The 21,420-nt window shown below is 40.9% G+C and carries 20 protein-coding genes; 14 read left to right on the top strand and 6 right to left on the bottom strand.

Annotation, left to right across the window (positions count from 1 at the left end):
- A partial coding sequence (locus VK664_RS26880; protein ID WP_461401820.1) for a hypothetical protein occupies positions 1–180 on the top strand: 180 nt, incomplete at its 5' end.
- A gap of 148 nt (positions 181–328) precedes the next feature.
- Here VK664_RS26880 and VK664_RS26875 read toward each other — a convergent pair.
- Positions 329–1,201, bottom strand: coding sequence for a sigma-70 family RNA polymerase sigma factor (locus VK664_RS26875; protein ID WP_461401819.1), 873 nt, complete (start codon positions 1,199–1,201; stop codon positions 329–331).
- 320 nt (positions 1,202–1,521) lie between these two features.
- Here VK664_RS26875 and VK664_RS26870 point away from each other — a divergent pair, with 320 nt between their 5' ends.
- The gene (locus tag VK664_RS26870; protein WP_461401818.1) at positions 1,522–1,902 is read left to right on the top strand and encodes an START-like domain-containing protein; all 381 of its coding nucleotides are present in this window, start codon (positions 1,522–1,524) and stop codon (positions 1,900–1,902) included.
- Here VK664_RS26870 and VK664_RS26865 read toward each other — a convergent pair.
- A complete protein-coding gene (locus VK664_RS26865) occupies positions 1,838–2,509 on the bottom strand; it encodes a hypothetical protein (RefSeq protein ID WP_461401817.1) in 672 nt (223 codons plus the stop codon). The two genes, VK664_RS26870 and VK664_RS26865, sit on opposite strands and share 65 nt — an antisense overlap.
- 63 nt (positions 2,510–2,572) lie before the next feature.
- Here VK664_RS26865 and VK664_RS26860 point away from each other — a divergent pair, with 63 nt between their 5' ends.
- The 5 genes from VK664_RS26860 (at position 2,573) to VK664_RS26840 (ending at position 8,449) form a co-directional block, all read left to right on the top strand.
- Positions 2,573–4,048, top strand: a complete 1,476-nt coding sequence (locus tag VK664_RS26860) for an LptF/LptG family permease (protein ID WP_461401816.1) — start codon at positions 2,573–2,575, stop codon at positions 4,046–4,048.
- Between the two features lie 10 nt (positions 4,049–4,058).
- Positions 4,059–4,814, top strand: a complete 756-nt coding sequence (locus VK664_RS26855; protein WP_461401815.1) for a superoxide dismutase — start codon at positions 4,059–4,061, stop codon at positions 4,812–4,814.
- A 79-nt stretch (positions 4,815–4,893) separates the two neighbouring features.
- Entirely contained in the window at positions 4,894–5,916 is a 1,023-nt protein-coding gene (locus VK664_RS26850) for a cation diffusion facilitator family transporter (RefSeq protein ID WP_461401814.1), read from the top strand.
- A gap of 651 nt (positions 5,917–6,567) precedes the next feature.
- Entirely contained in the window at positions 6,568–7,932 is a 1,365-nt protein-coding gene (locus VK664_RS26845) for a dipeptidase (RefSeq protein ID WP_461401813.1), read from the top strand.
- Positions 7,933–8,059: 127 nt separating this feature from the next.
- The gene (locus tag VK664_RS26840) at positions 8,060–8,449 is read left to right on the top strand and encodes an RNA-binding S4 domain-containing protein (RefSeq protein ID WP_461401812.1); all 390 of its coding nucleotides are present in this window, start codon (positions 8,060–8,062) and stop codon (positions 8,447–8,449) included.
- Between the two features lie 149 nt (positions 8,450–8,598).
- On the opposite strand, the gene VK664_RS26835 is transcribed toward VK664_RS26840, so the two are convergent.
- Positions 8,599–9,114 (bottom strand): PH domain-containing protein, encoded by a 516-nt coding sequence (locus VK664_RS26835; RefSeq protein ID WP_461401811.1) that lies wholly within the window; start codon positions 9,112–9,114, stop codon positions 8,599–8,601.
- Positions 9,115–9,189: 75 nt separating this feature from the next.
- Positions 9,190–11,631, bottom strand: coding sequence for a DUF5686 and carboxypeptidase regulatory-like domain-containing protein (locus VK664_RS26830; protein WP_461401810.1), 2,442 nt, complete (start codon positions 11,629–11,631; stop codon positions 9,190–9,192).
- A gap of 322 nt (positions 11,632–11,953) precedes the next feature.
- Here VK664_RS26830 and trmD point away from each other — a divergent pair, with 322 nt between their 5' ends.
- Both trmD and VK664_RS26820 read left to right on the top strand, forming a co-directional pair.
- Positions 11,954–12,631 (top strand): tRNA (guanosine(37)-N1)-methyltransferase TrmD, encoded by a 678-nt coding sequence (gene trmD, locus VK664_RS26825; protein ID WP_461401809.1) that lies wholly within the window; start codon positions 11,954–11,956, stop codon positions 12,629–12,631.
- Between the two features lie 206 nt (positions 12,632–12,837).
- On the top strand, positions 12,838–14,469 hold the full coding sequence (locus VK664_RS26820; protein ID WP_461401808.1) for a L,D-transpeptidase family protein: 1,632 nt from the start codon (positions 12,838–12,840) through the stop codon (positions 14,467–14,469).
- Positions 14,470–14,611: 142 nt separating this feature from the next.
- Here VK664_RS26820 and VK664_RS26815 read toward each other — a convergent pair whose 3' ends face one another.
- Entirely contained in the window at positions 14,612–15,277 is a 666-nt protein-coding gene (locus VK664_RS26815) for a class I SAM-dependent methyltransferase (protein ID WP_461401807.1), read from the bottom strand.
- Positions 15,278–15,382: 105 nt separating this feature from the next.
- Between VK664_RS26815 and ade the strand changes: the two genes are divergently transcribed.
- From ade to VK664_RS26790, 5 genes are all read left to right on the top strand, one after another.
- Positions 15,383–17,032: an adenine deaminase gene (gene ade / locus VK664_RS26810; RefSeq protein WP_461401806.1), complete on the top strand. Its 1,650-nt coding sequence runs from the start codon at positions 15,383–15,385 to the stop codon at positions 17,030–17,032.
- A gap of 158 nt (positions 17,033–17,190) precedes the next feature.
- Entirely contained in the window at positions 17,191–18,210 is a 1,020-nt protein-coding gene (locus VK664_RS26805; RefSeq protein WP_461401805.1) for a LiaF transmembrane domain-containing protein, read from the top strand.
- 44 nt (positions 18,211–18,254) lie between these two features.
- Complete coding sequence (locus tag VK664_RS26800) at positions 18,255–18,614, top strand: DUF4288 domain-containing protein (protein ID WP_461401804.1); 360 nt, start codon at positions 18,255–18,257, stop codon at positions 18,612–18,614.
- Between the two features lie 9 nt (positions 18,615–18,623).
- Complete coding sequence (locus VK664_RS26795) at positions 18,624–19,664, top strand: sensor histidine kinase (RefSeq protein WP_461401803.1); 1,041 nt, start codon at positions 18,624–18,626, stop codon at positions 19,662–19,664.
- Entirely contained in the window at positions 19,642–20,382 is a 741-nt protein-coding gene (locus VK664_RS26790; protein ID WP_461401802.1) for a LytR/AlgR family response regulator transcription factor, read from the top strand. The genes VK664_RS26795 and VK664_RS26790 overlap by 23 nt, the downstream gene beginning before the upstream one ends.
- Before the next feature lie 137 nt (positions 20,383–20,519).
- Here the strand turns inward: VK664_RS26790 and VK664_RS26785 are convergent.
- A partial coding sequence (locus VK664_RS26785) for an amidohydrolase family protein (protein WP_461401801.1) occupies positions 20,520–21,420 on the bottom strand: 901 nt, incomplete at its 5' end.

Raw genomic sequence — 21,420 nt, 5'->3', positions numbered from 1 at the left:
TCAGGGCAAAAAAGCCGATCGGAGACAAGAACCACTCCCAGCATGAGCAAAGGTATTAACCACGGGACACAGCCGCAAAAAGGCACAATCCCGCTCCCAACGGTGCGAAGAAGCGACCAAAAACTCTTGCATAATAATGCTAATACCAATACAGGAGTTACCGAAGCCGAACAGGGCTAGACAAGCGACTAATAAGAAAGCCTAAACTGTATAAAGCAAAAAAAAGAGACTGATCATTCCAATGAACAATCAACCTCTTAAAAACATTCCCATTAAACGGGAGCTAAGTATAGATCTATGCTATAGACTAAATTTAATTAAACAATTTTTATCCAAGATAACCTTTCAACTCAACCGTTCGCGAGTTTGTACGCAGTTTTGTGATCGCCTTATCCTTGATCTGCCTTACCCTTTCGCGGGTCAGGTTAAATTTATCACCGATATCTTCAAGACTCATTGGATGATCAACACCAAGACCAAAGAAATAACATATCACTTCCTTCTGGCGCTCAGTCAGCACCTTCATGGTTCTTTCAATCTCTTGTTTCAGAGATTCGTTGTGTTCCATATTTGTTTCTGCACGGTCAGCATTTTTGTTTTCCATCACATCAACAAGGGTACTGTCTTCCCCTTCTGATAATGGAGTATCCATACTGATATGCCTTGCACCAATACCCAGTGTTGCTGACACTTCGTCTGTTTCCAGGCCAAGCAATTCTGCAAGTTCTTCGGGTGATGGTTCACGTTCGAACTCCTGTTCAAGCTGTGAGAATGCTTTTTGAATCTTATTTGTAAGTCCAACTTTATTCAACGGAAGCCTGACGATTCTTGATTGTTCAGCAAGTGCCTGTAAGATGCTTTGGCGGATCCACCAAACTGCATATGAGATAAATTTGAAACCCCTTGTTTCATCAAAACGTTGAGCAGCTTTGATAAGACCGAGATTTCCCTCATTGATGAGGTCCGGTAGTGATAATCCTTGATTCTGGTACTGCTTGGCTACGGAAACAACGAATCTTAAGTTCGCTTTTGTAAGTTTATCCAGGGCGGATTGATCACCTTGTTTGATTTTCGCTGCTAAACGAACTTCTTCTTCCGGGGTGATCAGTTCAACTTTTCCGATTTCCTGCAGGTACTTTTCAAGGCTCTGAGATTCACGATTCGTGATGGACTTCGTGATCTTGAGTTGACGCATACTCATGGGGCAGGGTAGTTTAAAAGGTTTAAGGACTGGGTTTTGTACAGATTGTTATAAAAACGTGAGAACGGTAATTTTCTTATCTGGAGGCAGGATTTATCTTTTTCCCCTTATTCTACTAATATTCCCCTTCTTCTACTAATATTTACCTGTTTTTTAAGGCTTATTCAAAGAATCAATACATAATTAGGTGATACACAGTCACTAATATTAATATATGTGAGTGAAAACCTGTAGATCCCCAAAACAAAAAAATTTTGATCGTTGGATTATTTCTCTATTATTGCATGGTAGGAACAAAATAAAAGATCAATACGGATTAGATGAGCAAAAAACAATTATTTACACTGGAGTTCCCCGTCAGATGTTCTCCTTCTATATTATATGAATTCCTGAGTACTCCCGCAGGCATGCAGGAGTGGTTTGCAGATAAGGTTGATGAACGCGATAACATTTTTAGTTTTTCATGGAACGGAACTGTTGACAAGGCTGAACAGACAGACAGAGAGCTTGACAAATTTGTCAGATATCACTGGAGTCATGCTCCAAAAGAAGAATACTTCGAATTCCGGATAGAAAAATCAGAAGTTACCAATCTTACTATTCTTATCATCAAGGATTTTGCAGAGAAAGCAGAAATCAAAGACCAAACTCAGCTTTGGGATTACCAGGTAAAGGATCTTTTTCATCGCCTTGGGAACTGATTTTAACCAACTCCAGGATTAAAAGATAGTTATTCATAAGTTCGTCATTGGCATTGTTCCAGTGATCCAGTGGAATTTTCACTGCGAGCTTTGTGAATGCTTTGTTATCCAGCAACATTGCCAGCGCTTCTGTTGAAAGATCGCGGGTGGGAAAATAATTGCCGGTTTCAAAATCATGTTGCCATTCATCTTCGCTTACACATATGTGAAAGCCTGCATTGGCCAACTGTTTATGATGGCTGATGATCACCTGCCTGTAAGCCAGGGCATAACTACCTTTCAGGTGCCAGGTAAAACTCAGGAAATTACCCCACCAGAACATTGTCCGGAAAGCAAATATCTCTCCCTTACTAAAATGCCTTGGATAATCGAGCATTACATATGGTAAGCCTTTATAATTTTCTCCACGCGAAATCTTCGGTGAAAGTACAAGCAGGTCTTGTTGCAAACCATTGCCGGAGCCCAGGATCGATTGTAAGCTTGCTGCGGCTTCACCGAACAGCAGGTAAGCCTTTTGCATGATGATATTCTTTGTTAAAAGCCAATGACTGTTTTGGACCATTGCCGATTCCTCTGCTGAAAGCTGTAATTTTGATAAATTCATCATTGATATAAAGTTACTGTATCCGGAAAACGGTCGGGCTTGTAAAAAGACTTATAAATTTTCATTTTGATTAAAAAACTCGATATACTGGTAGTAAGATCTTTTATCGGGCCATTTATTGCTACCTTTTTTATCACACTATTTGTACTGATACTTCAGTTCTTCTGGTTATGGATCGATGATTTTGTTGGTAAAGATATCAGCGGGTTCATGATTCTCAGGCTTATCCTTTACCTAAGCGCCACGCTGGTACCACTGGCTCTTCCCCTGGCAGTTTTACTTTCTTCGATCATGACTTTTGGTAACCTCGGTGAAACATTTGAGCTTGTTGCCATTAAATCTGCCGGCATTGGGCTGGTGCGGTTCATGAGACCGCTGCTGGTGGTAGCGATTTTGCTTTCCGGGTTATCGTTCCTGTTCAACAACTATGTAATGCCTGTCGCAAATCTAAAGATGCGGACCTTACATACTGACCTCGTAAATTCCAAACCGGCCTTCGATCTTAAAGAAGGGGTCTTTTATAAAACCATACCACAATATGCCATTAAGGTAGGTAAAAAAGAAAAAGATGATTCTACCTTAAGGAATGTAATCATTTATGAGAATATTGGTGGTATGCAGGACAATTTCATTATAGCCGAAAAAGGCATAATGAAAATTTCCGATAACAAGCAGTTTCTTGAGTTTACCTTGAAAGACGGTTGGTGGTACCAGGAAGATGGCCAGCGGGCAGATACTACCAGCAAGTACATTCGCCTGGGTTTTAAGGAATACAAAAAGGTGCTGGACATGAGTTCGTTTACTATGAATCTCACCCCGGATAGTACTTACAAAGGCAGGTATGAGATGCTTAGTGTAAAGCAGTTGAATACTTTTATAGATTCGCTCGAAAAGGTTACCAAAGTTGGTTACGACTATACAAAGAGGACCGACCTTGCAGCCTATATGAATTTTATGAAGTACCTGGATACAGGTTGGAAAGACGTAAAGGTTCCCCCGGTAAAGGCTAAATCATTTTACGATATTTTGCCTGATTCTGCAAAACGGGACGTGCTGGAAAGCAGTGCCGGACAGGCAAATCTCATCAAGAGCAATCTTGATCTTTCTGCTGCTGAATACGAGAGCCGTCGAACAGAACTACGATTATATTTGATTGAATGGCACTCCAAATTTTCAATGGCTGCCGCTGTGCTGGTACTCTTTTTGATTGGAGCACCGTTAGGCTCAATAGTACGGAAAGGCGGTATTGGAACCCCGGTAGTGTTCGCGGTGATATTTTTTGTGATATTTTTCCTGCTCAATAATTTCGGAAGAAAATTTGTAAAACAGGATGTGTTGCAACCTATAGTCGGTATATGGATGGCGGCTGCAGTTTTATTACCAGTTGGTCTTTTCCTTATTTATAAAGCAAGGAACGATTCGCAACTTTTAAACAAGGAGTTTTATTACAGGGTGTTCAAAAAAATACTTCCTGCTATAAAAAAACTCACGGGGAAAAAAGAAGATAAAAAAGAATTGGCGCAAACAAGTATTCAAAATTAAACCAACTTATATGTCAGTAAACAATGATAACTCGCGCAGGAAATTTATCCGTAATTCCGCTCTTGCGATAGGGTCAGCAGCAATAATGCCTGATGCCCTTTTTGCCGGGAGTAAAAACGTTGATGCCCGCGTGTTGCATTCCTGGGATGCTTTGAAGACAGGCTTTGATCAGACTCCGCTCGCGTACGCATACAATGCCCTTGAACCTGCTATTGATGCAATGACAATGGAGATCCATTACTCAAAACATGCCGCCACTTATTCCAAGACTTTGAAAGAAGCGGCACAGGCTGAAAAGATTGATACCGCGAAACCTTTGGAAGATGTACTGAAGAACATTTCAAAATATTCAGTGAAGGTCAGAAATAATGGTGGAGGTCATTATAATCATGAAATGTTCTGGAAATCACTTTCAGCTAAAGGAGAAGGCAAACCATCCGGGAAACTTCTTACTGCTATCGAAAAAGATTTTAGTTCTTTTGATGCTTTCAAAACACAATTTGGCGATGCTGGAAAAAACAGGTTCGGAAGCGGTTGGGCATGGCTGGTAGTTGGTGCTGGCAATAAGTTGGTGATAGGTTCAACTGCTAACCAGGATAATCCCCTTATGGATGTTTCAGAATTAAAGGGAAAGCCTTTGCTCGGACTTGATGTTTGGGAGCATGCTTATTATCTTAAATATCAGAACAGGAGACCCGAGTATATTGAAAATTGGTGGAAGGTAGTTAATTGGTCTGCTGTGCAAAAAAGATTTGAAGAAGCATAAGTTTTATCAATTATAATTTATAACGGTGAATCGCTTCTGTGATTCACCGTTTTTGTTATAGGTTTATATTTTATTGGAAATGGCTGGACCACAATCAGAAAATCTTCGAATCCAAAAATGGGTGTTTGCTATCGCCGTGATCCTGTTTGCAATCAAACTCTACGCATATTTTATTACCCGTTCGGTAGCGGTGCTTACTGACGCGCTGGAAAGTATCGTTAACGTTATTGCCGGTGCGATCGGTTTATATAGTTTGTTCCTGGCTGCTAAACCCAGGGATGCCAATCATCCTTATGGACATGGTAAGGCAGAGTTTTTATCTGCTGCCATCGAAGGAACACTCATCATAATTGCAGGAGGTATCATCATTTACGAATCAGCAATGCACCTCCTCAGGCCGAAACTGATTACCTCGCTCGATAAAGGCATCGGTCTTGTGGCAATTACTGCCATAATCAATTACATCGTGGGATTAATCAGTGTCCGTAATGGCAGGAAAAATAACTCGCTTGCCCTGATGGCCAGCGGCCAACATCTGAAAACGGACGCTTATTCAACCCTGGCAGTAATTGTCGGCCTTCTACTTATCTTATTAACCGGTTATGTTTGGCTTGATGGAATTGTGGCCATTTTGTTTGCGTTTTTTATTATTTATACCGGTTATAAGATTATGCGATCATCTATTGCTGGTATCATGGATGAAGCCGATAAAGAGCTTCTTTCAAAAATGGTACGGATATTGAATAGTAACCGTAGACACAACTGGATCGATCTTCATAATCTGAGGGTAATTAAATACGGAGGTCAACTTCATGTAGATTGCCACCTCACAGTTCCCTGGTACCTAAACGTATTAGAAGCTCATAATGAAGTAGATATACTGCGTGAGCTGATTAGAAAGGAATTTGGAGACACACTGGAACTGTTCGTCCATACGGACCCCTGCCTTGATTTTTCCTGTAGCATTTGCACAAAAGCCGAGTGCCCGGTAAGGCAAAGGCCATTCGAGGAAAAGTTTGCCTGGACCCTGGAGAACATGATTTCCGATAAAAAACATCAACTTTCGGAAATTACCCGGATCAATTCTCAGCAAAAGAATTAGAATAAGTCCGGAATAATTCCCAGGAAAACATATAAATAAATCCGGATCTAAATCTGATTAAGCGCGTAACAACAAAATAAAATAACCCTAATAAATATAAATTAACTCTAATAAATAACTCTAATAAATATAAATTAACTCTAATAAATAACTCTAATAAATAAAAACTAAATAACTCTAATAAATAAAAACCCTTAACAATAGAAAAACCATAACCGTTAACTGCGATTCGCCTGGTTCCGTTTTAATGTTCGAAACCATTTCATGGTCATAATCAAATCAGTTAATCTGTCCCTTGCATTCCGGATAAGAAAAACCGCTGGATACTCAATAAAATGTCCTCTAAATCATTCTCATACCTGGAACCTGCATTATGGCTTTACATTTGAAACATTCAGTTATGAAAAATTCAAGCTATAGGCTCCTTAACATGGAAAGAACAATCGTTTTGATCATTCTCCTGATAATTGCCATCATGAGCGGACTCTCATTCGCATTTTCATCCTGACTTTCATCCAGATTGCTCTTCTTACCACATTTACAAATTACCTGGTCACTATATGAAGCGTAATCTCATGCTGTTACAATTCTGTTTCTGTATTTTTGCAGCTATAGTTTGCCACGACCGGCATCTCATCTTAAAAGGTAAAAATGCAAGATTGGAAAGAATACCAGGAAAAAAATAAAGAGCGTTTTCTGCAGGAATTATTGGATTTACTCAGAATCCCCAGTATCAGCGCCAGGAGTGAAAACAAACCTGACATGATCAAATGTGCCGAAGCTGTAAAAAAACAGCTGCTGGCCGCGGGAGCGGATAAGGTGGATATATATGAAACTGCCGGACATCCGCTGGTTTACGGCGAAAAAATAACTGATCCGTCTAAACCAACCGTTCTGGTTTATGGCCATTACGATGTGCAACCAGCAGATCCGTTAGAACTCTGGCATAGCGGACCTTTTGAGCCGGTTATTAAGGATGGGAAGATTTATGCACGTGGTGCCTGCGATGATAAGGGCCAGTTTTACATGCATGTCAAGGCATTGGAAACAATGGTTCAGACAAACTCGCTTTCTACGAATATTAAATTTCTCATCGAAGGTGAAGAAGAAGTCGGTTCACCTAACCTGGCAAAATTTGTTTCTGCGAATAAAGAATTGCTGAAGGCAGATGTTGTATTGATCAGCGATACTGCAATGATTTCACTTGACACACCTTCCATCGATATTGGTGTACGTGGTCTCAGTTATATTGAAGTGGAAGTTACCGGTCCGAACCGTGATTTACACAGCGGAGTTTATGGCGGTGCTGTAGCCAACCCGGTAACTATGCTTGCGAAGATGATTGCTTCCTGTCATGATGAAAACAACCATATCACCATTCCAGGTTTTTATGATGATGTTGTTTTATCCGGAGAAGCAGAACGTAAGCTGATGGCCCAGGCACCCTTCAACGAAGACGAATACAAGTCTGACCTCGGCGTTACCAACCTTTGGGGCGAAAAAGATTTTACCACCAATGAAAGGACCGGTATCAGGCCAACGCTTGAAGTAAACGGCATCTGGGGTGGATATACAGGCGAGGGAGCTAAAACTGTATTGCCTTCCAAAGCTTATGCAAAGATCTCTGCAAGGCTTGTACCCCATCAATCGTCAAAAGTTATTACCGAAAAATTAATCAGGTACTTTACTGAAAATGCTCCAGAGGGCGTTAAGGTAAAAGCAGAGGAGCATCATGGAGGCGAACCTTATATGACACCGGTTGATTCAAAGGCTTACCAGGCTGCGGCCAAAGCTATTGAAGCCACCTTCAAGAAAAAACCTATACCGGTTCGTGGCGGTGGCAGCATTCCTATCTGTTCATTATTTGAAAAAGAACTTGGCCTTAAAATAGTATTTATGGGCTTTGGCCTGGATAGCGATAACCTTCATTCACCCAATGAAAAGTTCAATCTCGAAAACTATTATAAAGGCATTGAAACCATACCGTACTTTCATAAGTACTTTTCAGAGTTATGAGTGATGAGTGATGAGTGATGAGTGAGTTATGAGTGATAGAATTATGAGATAAATTACGTCATTTCACTCATCACTAACTCTTCACATATTTCATAACTCATAACTCATAACTCATAATTCTCTTAAAGTGGCTACTCCCGATAAATTAAGAATTGACAAGTATTTGTGGGCTATCCGCCTTTTCAAAACGCGTTCACTGGCTTCGGAAGCTGCTGACCAGGGTAAGGTGAAACTGAATGGTACTTCTGTTAAGCCTTCTAAGACAGTCAATGTGGGGGATGAATATGAAGTTAAAACAGAAGCCAAAAAGTGGAAGATAAAAGTAACAGAGCTGCTGCACAACCGTGTACAGTATACCGAATCACTCAAATATTATCTCGATATTACCCCTGAAGAGGAGATTAAGCGGGTGCAATATCTTGCTTCGAGTTTCCATACCGGTAAGCGACAAAGTAAAGTTGGCCGGCCGACAAAAAAAGAAAGACGCGAGCTTGATGGATTTATGGATGAAGATTGATGATAAGATCACTACTCTTTTTTATCTCCCCTTTACTTAACTCCCTTTTTGCATAATCATCAAGACCTTAAGTATTCCCGAACAAAAGTTGAGCGTTGATAATGGTTTAAAATCCTGACAGAAATCATAATTCTGATAAAAGTCTGATCTCAACGCAATTCATTGATAGAGGTAATTAGCTTTTGATACAATGATGGATCATCAGGTGAAATAACGATTGCAACATTAGCCTTTGTTACTATCATGATACGATTTCTCCGCTGAGTGGTGTAAAGATTTATGGGACCCAGTTTAGAGCTATAGTATTTTCCATAGTAGCCAAACATTCCACCTACACCAAATGTCCTGATCAGGCCAGAAAGCTGTTCGGGAGAAAGCAATTCCACCTTTATTATATCCGCAAGTTTAATTGAAAAACTACGTAGAGGCCTGGTGATAGTAATCTGGTCCGCAGTTAATTTATAAGACTTTGTAGAGAGCAAGTAGCAAATCAAAATGAAAGTAACAAGTAACATTATAACTCCAATACGGACCAGGTAGATATTTATACCTGTTGAAGAAGTTGAGGCTGAAGTGAATGTTTTATACCCAACATATATAAACACAATAAAGCAAAGAAATGTAATAACTTTTGATGCGATATCAAGAGATGCTTTGTATATCATAACCTAATTTACAACATTTGTCTTCAAGGATTTGTATTATAGTTATGATTAGAAATCGCCAGAAGAGTTGCTCAATCAATACCAGCTATTCTTCTTTTTGTTAAAATGTTCGATCGCAATCTTAATCTGTATTGGGTTTTTAAACTGGTTTGCAAGAGAACCAACTACGTAAATACCAAGCTTGTATTTTTCTGTCCACATTCGCAGTACTTTTTCGAGTCCAACAAAACCTTCTACGTATTGAAGATTTCTTTCGGGCAGATAAAGGATCCCGCCACCTGCTACTTCCATCAGGTTGAGTTTTTTCAGCAGTGGAATTTTATTAATGATTGCACCATTAAAATGATGAAGATAGTGACCCTCATAGAATCGTTTAAAAGCCGGGAAAGTTGAATCAAGCGCCTGGAAACTCGCCGTAGGATTTGAGAATAGTATCGGATCACCCCGGCGCATGTACTTATAATCTACTTCCCGCAGATCTTTCATGGTATAAAAGGAACCTGTAAAAAAAGTATAATCCGAAATACCGGCCAATCCGAGTTTCAGTTGTTGCCTGATGCCAAACTCGGTATAATCAAAATCATTCACACTTCCCATTATCCCCGGAATTCCTTTACGCCAGGTAAGATAAATCGTTGGCCATTTCGAACCCAGGATCACCTTTTCTTTGGGCTCACGGATATATCGTTGAGCCGGTGTATATTCCAGGATAACATTGTTGAAGAATGAGTTGTATGGTTCAAAAGCAGATGCCTGGTTATCAGGCAGTACATCACTTGTTAAGGAATCCCATTTACTATTCGTTTTGTAACCCGCTACAGACCTGCGCATCGCGAACTCTAACTCATTATGAAGAAATAAACCATTAACCAGCTCAAGACCGTGCCTTACACTAAATTGATCATGCTCAAAAACATTGCTTCTTTTTATCTGGTTGATCCAGGCGTCGCCTGCGAAGACTGATCCAAACTCGCGTCCAACGCTTAACCGGTAATAGCCCCGGTTAAAAGGGTTGTACATACGGGTAAGCGAAACGTTTCCTTTTATATCATGGTTCCTGAATCCATAACTCATATCAGCCCAGACAGAAATATTCTTTCTCGACTTATATGTCTTTATATAATTACCGTTGACCCCAACGCGATGGCCACCATATCCAATTGGTTCATACATCGAACTCACAGGTCCTATGTAAATGGTCCGTTCTTTTTCCCGACTATGTATGCCCTGTCCGAAAATAAGAATCTTTTTCCAGGTAACTTTATTAAAGACAGCATCAATAGAATCGAGATATGATTTTGTATGTTGGGCATTATAGACGCTGTCTTTGTATCTTACAAATCGTATTTCCTTTTCCGTTAGTGGTTCTGTTCTTACCTGTGTCCAGAAGCTGCTGTCTCTTTCATAAGCCTGTTGGGAAGTAGCACTCAATTCATTTCCAAAATGCTTTGGGGGAAACCCCGGGTTCATCCGGAGATTTTGAAATTGGGCAACGGTTCTGCCGTTCATTCTTTTTTTACCGGCCTTTGCGGCATACGCAAACTCCTGTCTGGTTACCATCCAACTTTTGCCATCAATCAATTCGTAACGCTGGTCAACCGAGAAATAATCATACTCGGGCATATGGAATTTGGGAAACTCAAAATGTGTTTTCAATAATACCCATGAACTGTCAAGCACTTCCACCTCACCCTCGACCAGCGCATTACCCAGTTTGATGGGAGTAATCCTTATAGTATAAATTTTGTTGTTGTTTTCTTTACGGATAGATATCGTTTTGAACCGGTAACCTATCAGTCCGCTATAGCTTATCGGTGATAAAAATGGCATTACCGAAAGGGCAGGAATTTTCACCAGGTTCCTGTAAAAATTAAAATCGCCATCCGTAGCAGTCAGGTAAAACAAACTTTCCGAATTACCACGGACCTTGATACCTGTCCTGATTTCTTTGATCCTGTTCGGGTATTCATAGTCAAGCTTCAAGGTTACTTCAGCCATACTCATACGCTGGAGCTCCAGGGTTGAGGTATCTACCGGGACCTTCTTTTTCTTCTTACTAATCACATCGTTCTCCTGGGTGGCACGGATATACAAATCTGTAGAAAACGAATTGGAAGCGGCCAATACCTTCTCTTTATTCCTGATTACATTCCTTATTATTTCTTCTGCCCTATCGCGTTTTACTGCCTTTACTTCGACCTCAGATAGTTCATTGCCGGATGTTTCAAGTATCACGTTTTGTTTGACGTCGTTGTTTCTTACCACCAGTTCAATCACACGCTGCTTGTAACCAATCATTGTAAAAACCAGTTCATATCGGTCTTCTGTTAATTGCAGCTCATAAGATCCATCCAACTTTGTAGTAGTTCCGACCTTCAAACCTTTTATAGCAATACTTACATAACCGAGCGGCTCCAGGGAAGCGTTAGTAACCTTACCCGACACCTTAAATGTCTGGCCCAGGTTTGATTGAGAAACAGAAAACAGGATGAAAAAGAGGAGTAAAGGTTTAATCAAGTCAGCCGGTTTGAACTAAAAATGAGAATAATTAAGCTACGACAACCACTGTAGTTTCAGTATTAGATTAGATTTAACAACAAAACATAAACCTCCAATTGAAACTGCAAACTTTCTGGATTCAAAAAGCCCATTTAAAAAAACTTATTCAAAAACCTCCTGGCAGCTCAAACTGATATACGCTGGCAACAGCGACACCGTTGGGAGAAAATCCGTGCCTGTAGAGCCCGGGTGATCATCTTTCAGCAACTTTCGAATGGACGCACCATAATGTTATCTTCGCAAAAGAAAAGTTCAAAGAGCCAGTTCAAAGACCGTTATTATGAGAGTTGACATTATCACCGTATTGCCTGAATTGCTTGAAAGCCCTTTCGCTCATTCCATAATGAGCCGGGCCCGGGAAAAAGGGCTGCTCGAGGTGAATCTTCATCCATTAAGAAAATGGGCCGTAAACAAATATGGACAGGTAGATGATTACCAGTTTGGTGGTGGTGCAGGAATGGTTATGATGCCCGAACCCCTCGCTAACGCCATTGAAAGCTTATCAAAAGATACAGATTATGATGAGATCATTTATATGACACCAGACGGCGAAAGGTTTAACCAGGGCATCGCAAACCAGTTGTCTATGAAAAAAAATCTTCTAATCATATGTGGTCACTATAAAGGTATTGATGACCGGATCCGGCAACATTTTGTGACCAAAGAAATTTCAATCGGGGATTATGTATTGAGTGGCGGAGAACTTGCCGCGGCCGTGGTGGTAGATGCCGTAGGAAGATTATTACCAGGAGTATTAAATGACGAAACCTCTGCCCTGCTCGATTCATTCCAGGACAATTTACTGGCCCCACCGGTTTATACAAGGCCTGCGGTATTCCGCGATTGGAAGGTGCCCGATATTTTATTAAGCGGTGACCCAAAAAAGATCGACGAATGGCGGAATGAACAGTCGATTTTACGCACCAACGAAAGAAGACCCGACCTGAATGATGACTAGTAGGAAATGAGCGCTACTAAAATAATCAGCAGACAGCATGCGAAAATCAACAACAGGTTCAACGCGATTGTTTTTTTCATAAGGTTGGTTTTACCTTTATATGCATGAGGCGTGCCAAACATTATTTATCGTTATAGGATATATACGAATGACAGGCTGAAAATTCCCGCGTAAAAATTTAAAACCTTAAACTTTATCATACAGAAATGAAAAATGTAATTTTCCTTGTAGTCGTATCTTCCTTTGTATCATTCTCTTGTCGCAATAAAACAAATGTTGCGGCAGTTGAACAACGTGATACTACCATTACAGCAGCTAATGCTTACAATGAACTGTTTCTTGATAGCACAAAACTTGAAGCATTCATCGCTACAAATAAATATGATGATTCTCTGGCAAACCAGTTCCGGAGTTTTTACAACTCAAGAAACTATCAATACGCCTGGTTCTCCGGTGATGGTGCCTCTGAACAGGCAAACAATTTTCTAAATCTCCAAAATGACTATATCGGTTACAGTCGTGACAGCAGTCTTTATAATGCCCATCTCCAGCATATAATAGATACGCTTAACAGCCATGACAGCAGCTATCGGCTTACTGCTGCAGAGAGACTTAATACTGAACTATCATTAACTTCGCAATTTTTCAACTATGCGCAGAAAGCATACCTCGGTGATAACAAACTAAATACTACCGATCTCAAATGGTTCATTCCGCGTAAAAAAATCGATATGGTAAGTTTGCTGGATTCGGTACTGAAGCCACCTTCTGCCGGTTCAGACGTATATGAACCCGTAAACCGCCAATTCAAGATGCTGAAAAAAGAACTGATCAGGTATTCAGCTATCCAAAATGAAGGTGGATGGGAGCCTGTTTCCACATCGCAGAAAAAATTTGTGAAAGGCGATACTGCTTTAGCGATCAGCCTTATAAAAAAGCGCCTATACAAGACCGGGGATTTCCCTTCAACCGATACTTCCAACCTATTTACTGATTCACTCGAGGCGGCCGTTAAGCAGATGCAGAAAAGATATGGTATGAAGGAAGACGGAGTTGTTGGTGGTGCAACACTTCGTGAAATGAATCAATCCATTCATTATAGAATACGCCAGATACTGATAAACCTGGAGCGTTTGCGCTGGGTACCGGCAGAAGTTACCACTGATTACCTGTTAGTGAATATCCCACAATTTAAACTTCATGTTTATGAAAAAGGGAAGTTGGCTTTTTCAATGAATGTAGTCGTAGGATCATTGCAACACAATACGGTGATTTTTAACGGCGACCTGAAATATGTAGTATTCAGTCCTTATTGGAATGTTCCTTCAAGTATTGTAAAAAACGAGATCATGCCGGGCATCCAAAAAAATAAAAATTATATCGCCGGGCATAACATGGAAATCACCGGTTATTCAGGGAAGATACCAAACGTGCGTCAAAAACCCGGACCAAATAATTCTCTTGGCAAAGTAAAATTCCTGTTCCCGAACAGCTATAATATTTATCTGCACGATACACCTGCCAAGAGCTTATTCGGAGAAACCAGCCGTGCTTTCAGTCATGGATGCATAAGACTTGGTGAACCAGGTAAACTCGCCGACTTTCTTTTGAGAAACGATAGCACCTGGACAGATGCTAAAATCCGCCAGGCTATGGATGCCGGTAAAGAAAAATATGTAACCCTCTCGAAACCCATCCCGGTGTTTATCGGCTATTTCACTGCCTGGGTCGACAGCGAAGGTTTACTCAACTTCCGCGATGATGTGTACGGACACGATGCAAAACTCGCGGAGAAAATGTTTTTAGACGTAAACTCTCTATCGTTAGTAAGACGATGAGCAAGAGAGATATGAATTATGAGTTATGAGTGGAGTGTTAGAGGGAATGAATGATGAGAGAGTTCTTAGTAAACTATAGGGCTTGAACAATTCATAACTAGCCCACTCATAACTCACTCATCACTCTAACTCATAACTCTCTTCACGGCATTCTTCTGATCGAAACGTATTCCGCAAAACCAAGCAGGTCCCAAAAAACGTTGCCCGTAACCGCTTTCCCTCTCGCCCATCTTAGCGGTATTCGTAGCGGAGTAACTGCTGCATAGAACCAGCTGCGCCTTGTTCCTGCGGAAATGATGGTACAATTGTTTTTTTCAAATAAACCTTTCAACTCTGCCACTGAATATAAGCGTACATGAGAAGCATCGTCATGAAAGTTCAGTGTGCCTTTCATTGATGGCAGTTTCTTGCTTTTTATGCCAGGGTACTCCACATACATCGAACCACCCGGTTTGAGCTTTTTTATAAGTCCTCTCAACACCTCATCACCATTGTGCAGGTGCTCTATAACATGAACAATAAGGATGGCATCAAAGAAATTATCAGGTAGCACAGAAAAATCAAGTTTTGTGAGATCCATCTCATAAAAATCTTTCATGTTCGCAAAATCAGCAGGATCGTTATTGTAATCACGGCTGATATCTAAACCATAGTATTCACAAGCCGGGAATAGCGTGATGGTTTTGGTAGCAGAATGATTGCCGGTACCAATATCGAGCAGGCGGAATTTTTTATTTCCAAATGAACGGTATAAAAAATTAAACTTAGGGTTCTGCCTGCGCAACCATCTTTTTACTGCTTCAATCATCGGTAAATTTTAAAATCCCAATATTAGTGGTTAAATAGTTAATGGTTGCATATAAAATCTTCAATCTTAAATCCCGGGTCTCAAATCTTAAATATCTTTACCCGTATGCAAAACGAACTAAGCTTAACAGGTAAGATGGTAGACATTTTAAACCGGTCGATCAATCCTTCAACCATAGTGATCAAAAATGGAAGAATAGCCACAGTTGAAGCATTCGAAGGAAACAATGACAACCTGCCATTTATTCTGCCTGGCTTCGTGGATAGCCATGTGCATATAGAAAGTTCCATGCTGATTCCATCAGAATTTGCCAGGTTGGCAGTTGTACATGGAACAGTGGCCACAGTAAGTGATCCACATGAAATTGCGAACGTTTGTGGTATTGAAGGAGTTGAATACATGATCAGTAATGGCAATACGGTTCCTTTTAAATTTAATTTCGGAGCACCCAGTTGCGTGCCTGCCACAAAATTTGAAACAGCGGGTGCTGAACTTGATGCGGAAGCAGTAAAGAGACTGTTGTCAAGAAAGGAAATAAAGTATCTCAGCGAAATGATGAATTTCCCCGGTGTGTTGTTTAATGATCCGGAGGTCATGCAAAAAATAGGGGCCGCACATGCAGCTGGCAAACCGGTAGATGGCCATGCCCCGGGCTTAACCGGGGAAAGGGCAAAAAAATATATTGAAGCGGGTATTTCAACAGACCATGAATGTTTCACTGCTGAAGAAGCGCTCGACAAGCTATCAAACGGAATGAAGATCCTGATTCGTGAGGGCAGCGCTGCAAAAAACTTTGAAGCACTTGCAGGACTGCTTGAAGATCATGCCGGCCTGATGATGTTTTGTAGTGATGATAAACATCCTGACAGCCTGGTTGATGGTCATATCAATAGCTTGTGCGCCCGCGCTATCGCAAAAGGAATCGATGTATTCAATGTGTTACAGGCAGCTTGCATCAACCCCGTAATACACTATAAACTGGATGTAGGATTACTTGCCCTTAATGACCCGGCTGATTTTATCGTCGTAAATGATCTCGTCAACTTTCGGGTAATACAGACATATATTGATGGTGAGCTTGTTGCCGACCAGGGAATATCACTTATTTCAAGAGATGATGCAAATATTTCAGCAAGGGTTAATAACTTTTCCTGCAAACCGAAGTTGCCTGCAGATTTTGCAATTATTGATAATGATGAAAACTATCGATTATACTCCCAAAATATCATAGAAGCACTCGATGGTCAGTTAATCACCAATAGTATAACGGGTAAGCTTCCACGAAAGCACGGGCTAATCAGTGCCAGTGCCGGTGATGACATCCTGAAAATCGTGGTTGTTAATCGTTACAACCCGGCTCCGGTTTCCAAAGGTTTTGTAAAAAACTTTGGACTAATGAAAGGTGCATTGGCTTCATCAGTTGCACATGATTCGCACAATATAGTAGCAGTGGGAACAGATGATAATACCATAGCAAAAGCAGTAAATCTCATCATTGAAAAACAGGGTGGGATCAGTTGTGTTGATGAAGAAAACGAAATGACGATTGGTTTGCCCGTAGCAGGTTTAATGACAGATGAGGACGGTTATGATGTCGCCCGTGCCTATACCGAAATCGATCAGATGGCAAAGTCTCTTGGTTCAAAACTTTCTTCTCCATTTATGACCTTGTCATTCATGGCGTTACTGGTAATTCCTGAACTAAAACTCAGTGACCTTGGATTATTCAATGGCCAGGAATTCAGGCTAATATAACTATCTGATTTTTTGAATCAACCTGCAGCTGCTTTATCCCTGCATCTCCCATAGGTTTCACCGGAAATAAAAAGGATTTCGCCGGTAATATCCAGCGGATAACCTATAAGCTCTTTTCAGAGGGGTAAACCGCTATTACATTTGTTGAAATTAAAGTCATGAACAACTCAGAAAATAAACCAGCGGTCACCGGCAGACGTAAAACACCGGGTAATCTTATCCTTGGAATTGCATTACTTGTGGTTGGCTCTTTGCTTTTTGCCCGGGAGTTCGGCGCTGATTTACCAAACTGGTTTTTCAGATGGGAGCTGATCCTTGTTGTAGTCGGAATAAGTATCGGTTTAAAAAGTGGATTTCGTGATTTCGGTTGGATTGCGGTTACTGGCCTAGGTTTGTTTTTTCTTAGTGACGATATTTTCCCTGGCTGGAATGCTACCCGATTTTTAGTTCCTGCTGGTCTTCTTGCCCTCGGTGCTTTCATAATTCTTAACCGTATGTCAGCTTCGGCTCATCGTACCAATTTTTCACGGTTCAGCAATCCAAATATTCCTGGGACGGAAAATACCAATCCGGAATACGTTGATCAATCCATTCCGCCGCAGGGTACAACCCCATCTGAACAGTTTAACAACAAGTCGGAGCAGTTTAATAACAAGGCTGAACAGTTCGGTAACAAGGGCGAACAGTTTAGCAATAAGGGCGAACAATTCAGTAACAAGGGCGAGCAATTCAGCAATAGCAGCGAACAGTTCAGTAACAGGGGTGAACAATTCAGCAACAGGGGTGAACAGTTTGGCAACAGATCAGAGCAGTATTCAAACCGGGCTCAAATGGAAGAAGAACAGCTGGATATCGTTTCCGTTTTCAGTGCGGTGAACAGGAAGGTATTCAGTAAAAATTTCATTGGAGGTGAAATCGTATGTGTATTTGGTGGCTCGGAAGTGAATATGATGAATGCTGATATCTCTGCGGGTACTGTTGAACTTGAAGTAGTCTGTATATTCGGAGGGGCCACATTGTTTATACCTCCCAACTGGAATGTAAGATCAGAGATGGGCTCTGTATTTGGCGGAGTTGATGACAAACGCAGAAATTCAATCCCGGATCCAGGCAAAACGCTTATCATTAAAGGAGTTTGCATATTTGGAGGACTTGAAGTAAAAACAAAGTATCAATAATAAAAGTATCAATAAAATAATCCTTATTACTTAAACCTTTTTATATGAACTGGTATTTGTCCAAAATCGTTTACCGGATCGTTTGCGGAGATGGATCACACAAACCGCAGTTTGATGAACAACTCAGATTAATTGAAGCTGAAGATGAAGCCCTGGCTTTTGCAAAAGCAAGATCTTTTGGATACAGGGAAGAGGAAATATTTTTAAATGAAAAACAACACCTGGTAAGATGGGAGTTTATTAATGTGTCTGAATTATATAAACTCACTGCACTTATTGATGGCGCGGAATTATATTCAAAGATCCATGAATCTGAAAACCCTGATCTTTATATTACAACCGTTCACAAAAAAGCGACAGATATTCAATCAGGATCAACCCATAAATATTTGCAACTTTTATAATCGCCAACTGTGTCAAGATCTTTGCTTTCTTCTTCCCGTAATAAATGGATCTTCCTTATCTGCTGGGTGGTATGGGCCTTAGCTCATTTTGGTATACTTTACGGATGGGAAATGAACTGGCAAACCTCGGCAACAGATGCTATGCTCTCAAATTTTCTCCTGGCAGGAGCATGTTTACTCATCTTCAATAACCTGAGGTTTTACAGGCCAAAACGGTATGCGCCTTTGTTCTTACTGGCTTTATGCCTCGCAGTCACAGCATTTTGGTTATTCCTTACTGATCTTGCCCTGAAATTCCTTCTTCCAACCCAGGATAGTTTTATCTCGGCCTCGAGACCGGTAAGATTTAACATTGGTTTTCTGTTGACTGGCTGCAGTGCGATGATTAGCCTGCTTTGGTATCACTCAGAAGAACAACATGACAATATGCAGTTGAAATTGGAAACAGAATCTATCGCCAAAGATGCTGAGCTTTATTCGCTGCGCCAGCAATTACAGCCGCATTTTCTTTTCAACAGCCTGAATTCCATCAGCGCCCTGGTGGGATCGGATCCGGAGTTATCAAGAAAAATGATACAGCAACTTTCAGCTTTTTTACGCGGCACATTGAACAAAGACGATAAAGGGAATATCAGACTGAGTGAAGAACTTGAACATCTCGAATTATATCTCGAAATCGAAAAGGTGAGGTTCGGTCACAGGCTACAAACATTGATTGATGTGCAGGACCAGGATCTGCTTATTCCGCCGATGGTACTTCAACCGATTGTTGAAAATGCAATAAAATTCGGCTTATACGATACTATAGGAGTGGTTTCTATTGAAATCAGTTCAAGACGTGAAGGCAATGACCTTGTGATCACCGTGCAAAATCCGTACGATCCTGAAACTGCTGATCCAAGGAAAGGAACAGGCTTCGGGCTGAACTCGATACGCAGGAGACTATTTTTACTTTTTTCGAGAAACGACCTGGTGACTACATCTTATGACCAGTCAACTTTTAAAACCATTGTTAAAATACCGCAATATGATCAAGGCAATAATAATTGATGATGAACCCCTGGCCCGGCTGCTGGTCAAGGAATATCTTGCTTCTTATCCGGATATCCGTGTTGTACAGGAATGTAATGATGGTTTTGAAGGTGTTAAGGCAATCATGCAGGAACAACCGGACCTGTTGTTTCTTGATATACAAATGCCGAAGATCAATGGTTTTGAGATGCTTGAACTGATCGAGAACCGGCCACACGTAATTTTCACAACGGCATTTGATGAACATGCCATCCGTGCATTTGATAATCATGCCGTTGATTACTTATTGAAGCCTTTCAGCAAATCAAGATTTGACAAAGCAATACAACAGTTTAATAATCTTCACAAGCAAAACAGGATTATGCCAACAACTGAATTGCTTGAAACTGCCGCAGCCTTGCCCCAGCAAAAGGCCCGTGTTGTTGTTAAAACCGGGGGGAAGATCAAGATCATCCCCACAAGTGCAATACATTATCTTGAAGCGGCAGATGATTATGTGAAGATCATCACCAATGAAGGAAGTTTTTTAAAAAACAATACGATGGCGCATTTCGAGAAAGTATTCAGCGAAAGCGAATTTGTCCGTGTACATCGGTCTTACATGGTTGCTATCGAACAGATAACCAGGCTTGAACTCTATGAAAAAGAAGGCTACCTCGCGATGTTGCGCAGCGGTGCCAGGGTACCTGTGAGTAAAGCCGGTTATACCAAACTCAAAAAGATACTAGCACTGTAAAGAGAGTTATGAATTATGAATTATGAGTTATGAAAGAGTGATGAGTTGATAGTTATGAATGGGTCAATTTGTCTTTCACTCATAACTCATTCATAACTCTTTCATAACTCATAATTCATAATTCATAATTCTCTTCATCAGTGTCTTCCGCAGCTGCAGCCTTCAGTTTCGGTTTCATCGTGCCAGTCGAAAGCATTTGGATTCCTGTTCAGTTCCCAAAAGAATTTTTCTCTCAACTTTTTTGAATGGCCCACCTGGTTCATTGTCTCTGTATCATACAGGCGACCATTGACCATTACATATTGAATGCTTTCGGTATTCCTGATATTTTCCAACGGATTTTTCTCCATCACGATCAGATCAGCCAGTTTACCCGGTTCCAGTGATCCAATAAGGCTGTCAAGACCAAGGCTCCAGGCGCTGTTATAAGTTGCAGCCCTTAGTGCCTCATGATTACTCATGCCACCCTGCTGAAGCATCCAGGTTTCCCAATGTGCTCCAATGCCCTGTATTTGTCCATGTGCACCCATATTAATAATGACACCTGCATCCTGCAGTTTTTTAAGCGATTTGGAAACGAGGATATATCCGTTTTGATATTCTTCTTCAGGAACCATCGTGCGCTGGCGACTACGGGCATCTATTACCTCACGGGGAAAAAAGTTCAGCAATTTTTTATTTTCCCAAACATTGGTATGCTGGTACCAGTAGTATTCGCCACTCACAGCGCCAAAACAAACAATCAGCGTTGGTGTATATGTTGTTTTCGAATTTTTCCAAAGCTGGATTACATCATCGTGAAGAACAGCGACCGGGATATTGTGTTCAATGGTTGTATGTCCGTCCAGTATCATTCCCAGGTTATGAAAATAAAATGATCCGCCTTCAGGAACCACTTCCATCCCCAGCTCGCGTGCTGCCTGTAATATCATCTGGTTCTGCTCACGTCTCGGCTGGTTATAACTTTTAACAGAGAAAGCCCCGTATGCCTTGCTACGTCGCAAAGCACTTCTTGCATCATCGATCGAATTGATTACG

Source organism: Flavitalea sp. (assembly GCF_035489435.1).
Taxonomy (GTDB): Bacteria; Bacteroidota; Bacteroidia; order Chitinophagales; family Chitinophagaceae; genus DATHKG01.
Note: the sequence above shows the minus strand (reverse complement) of the source record. Positions and strands in the feature narration are given on the sequence as shown.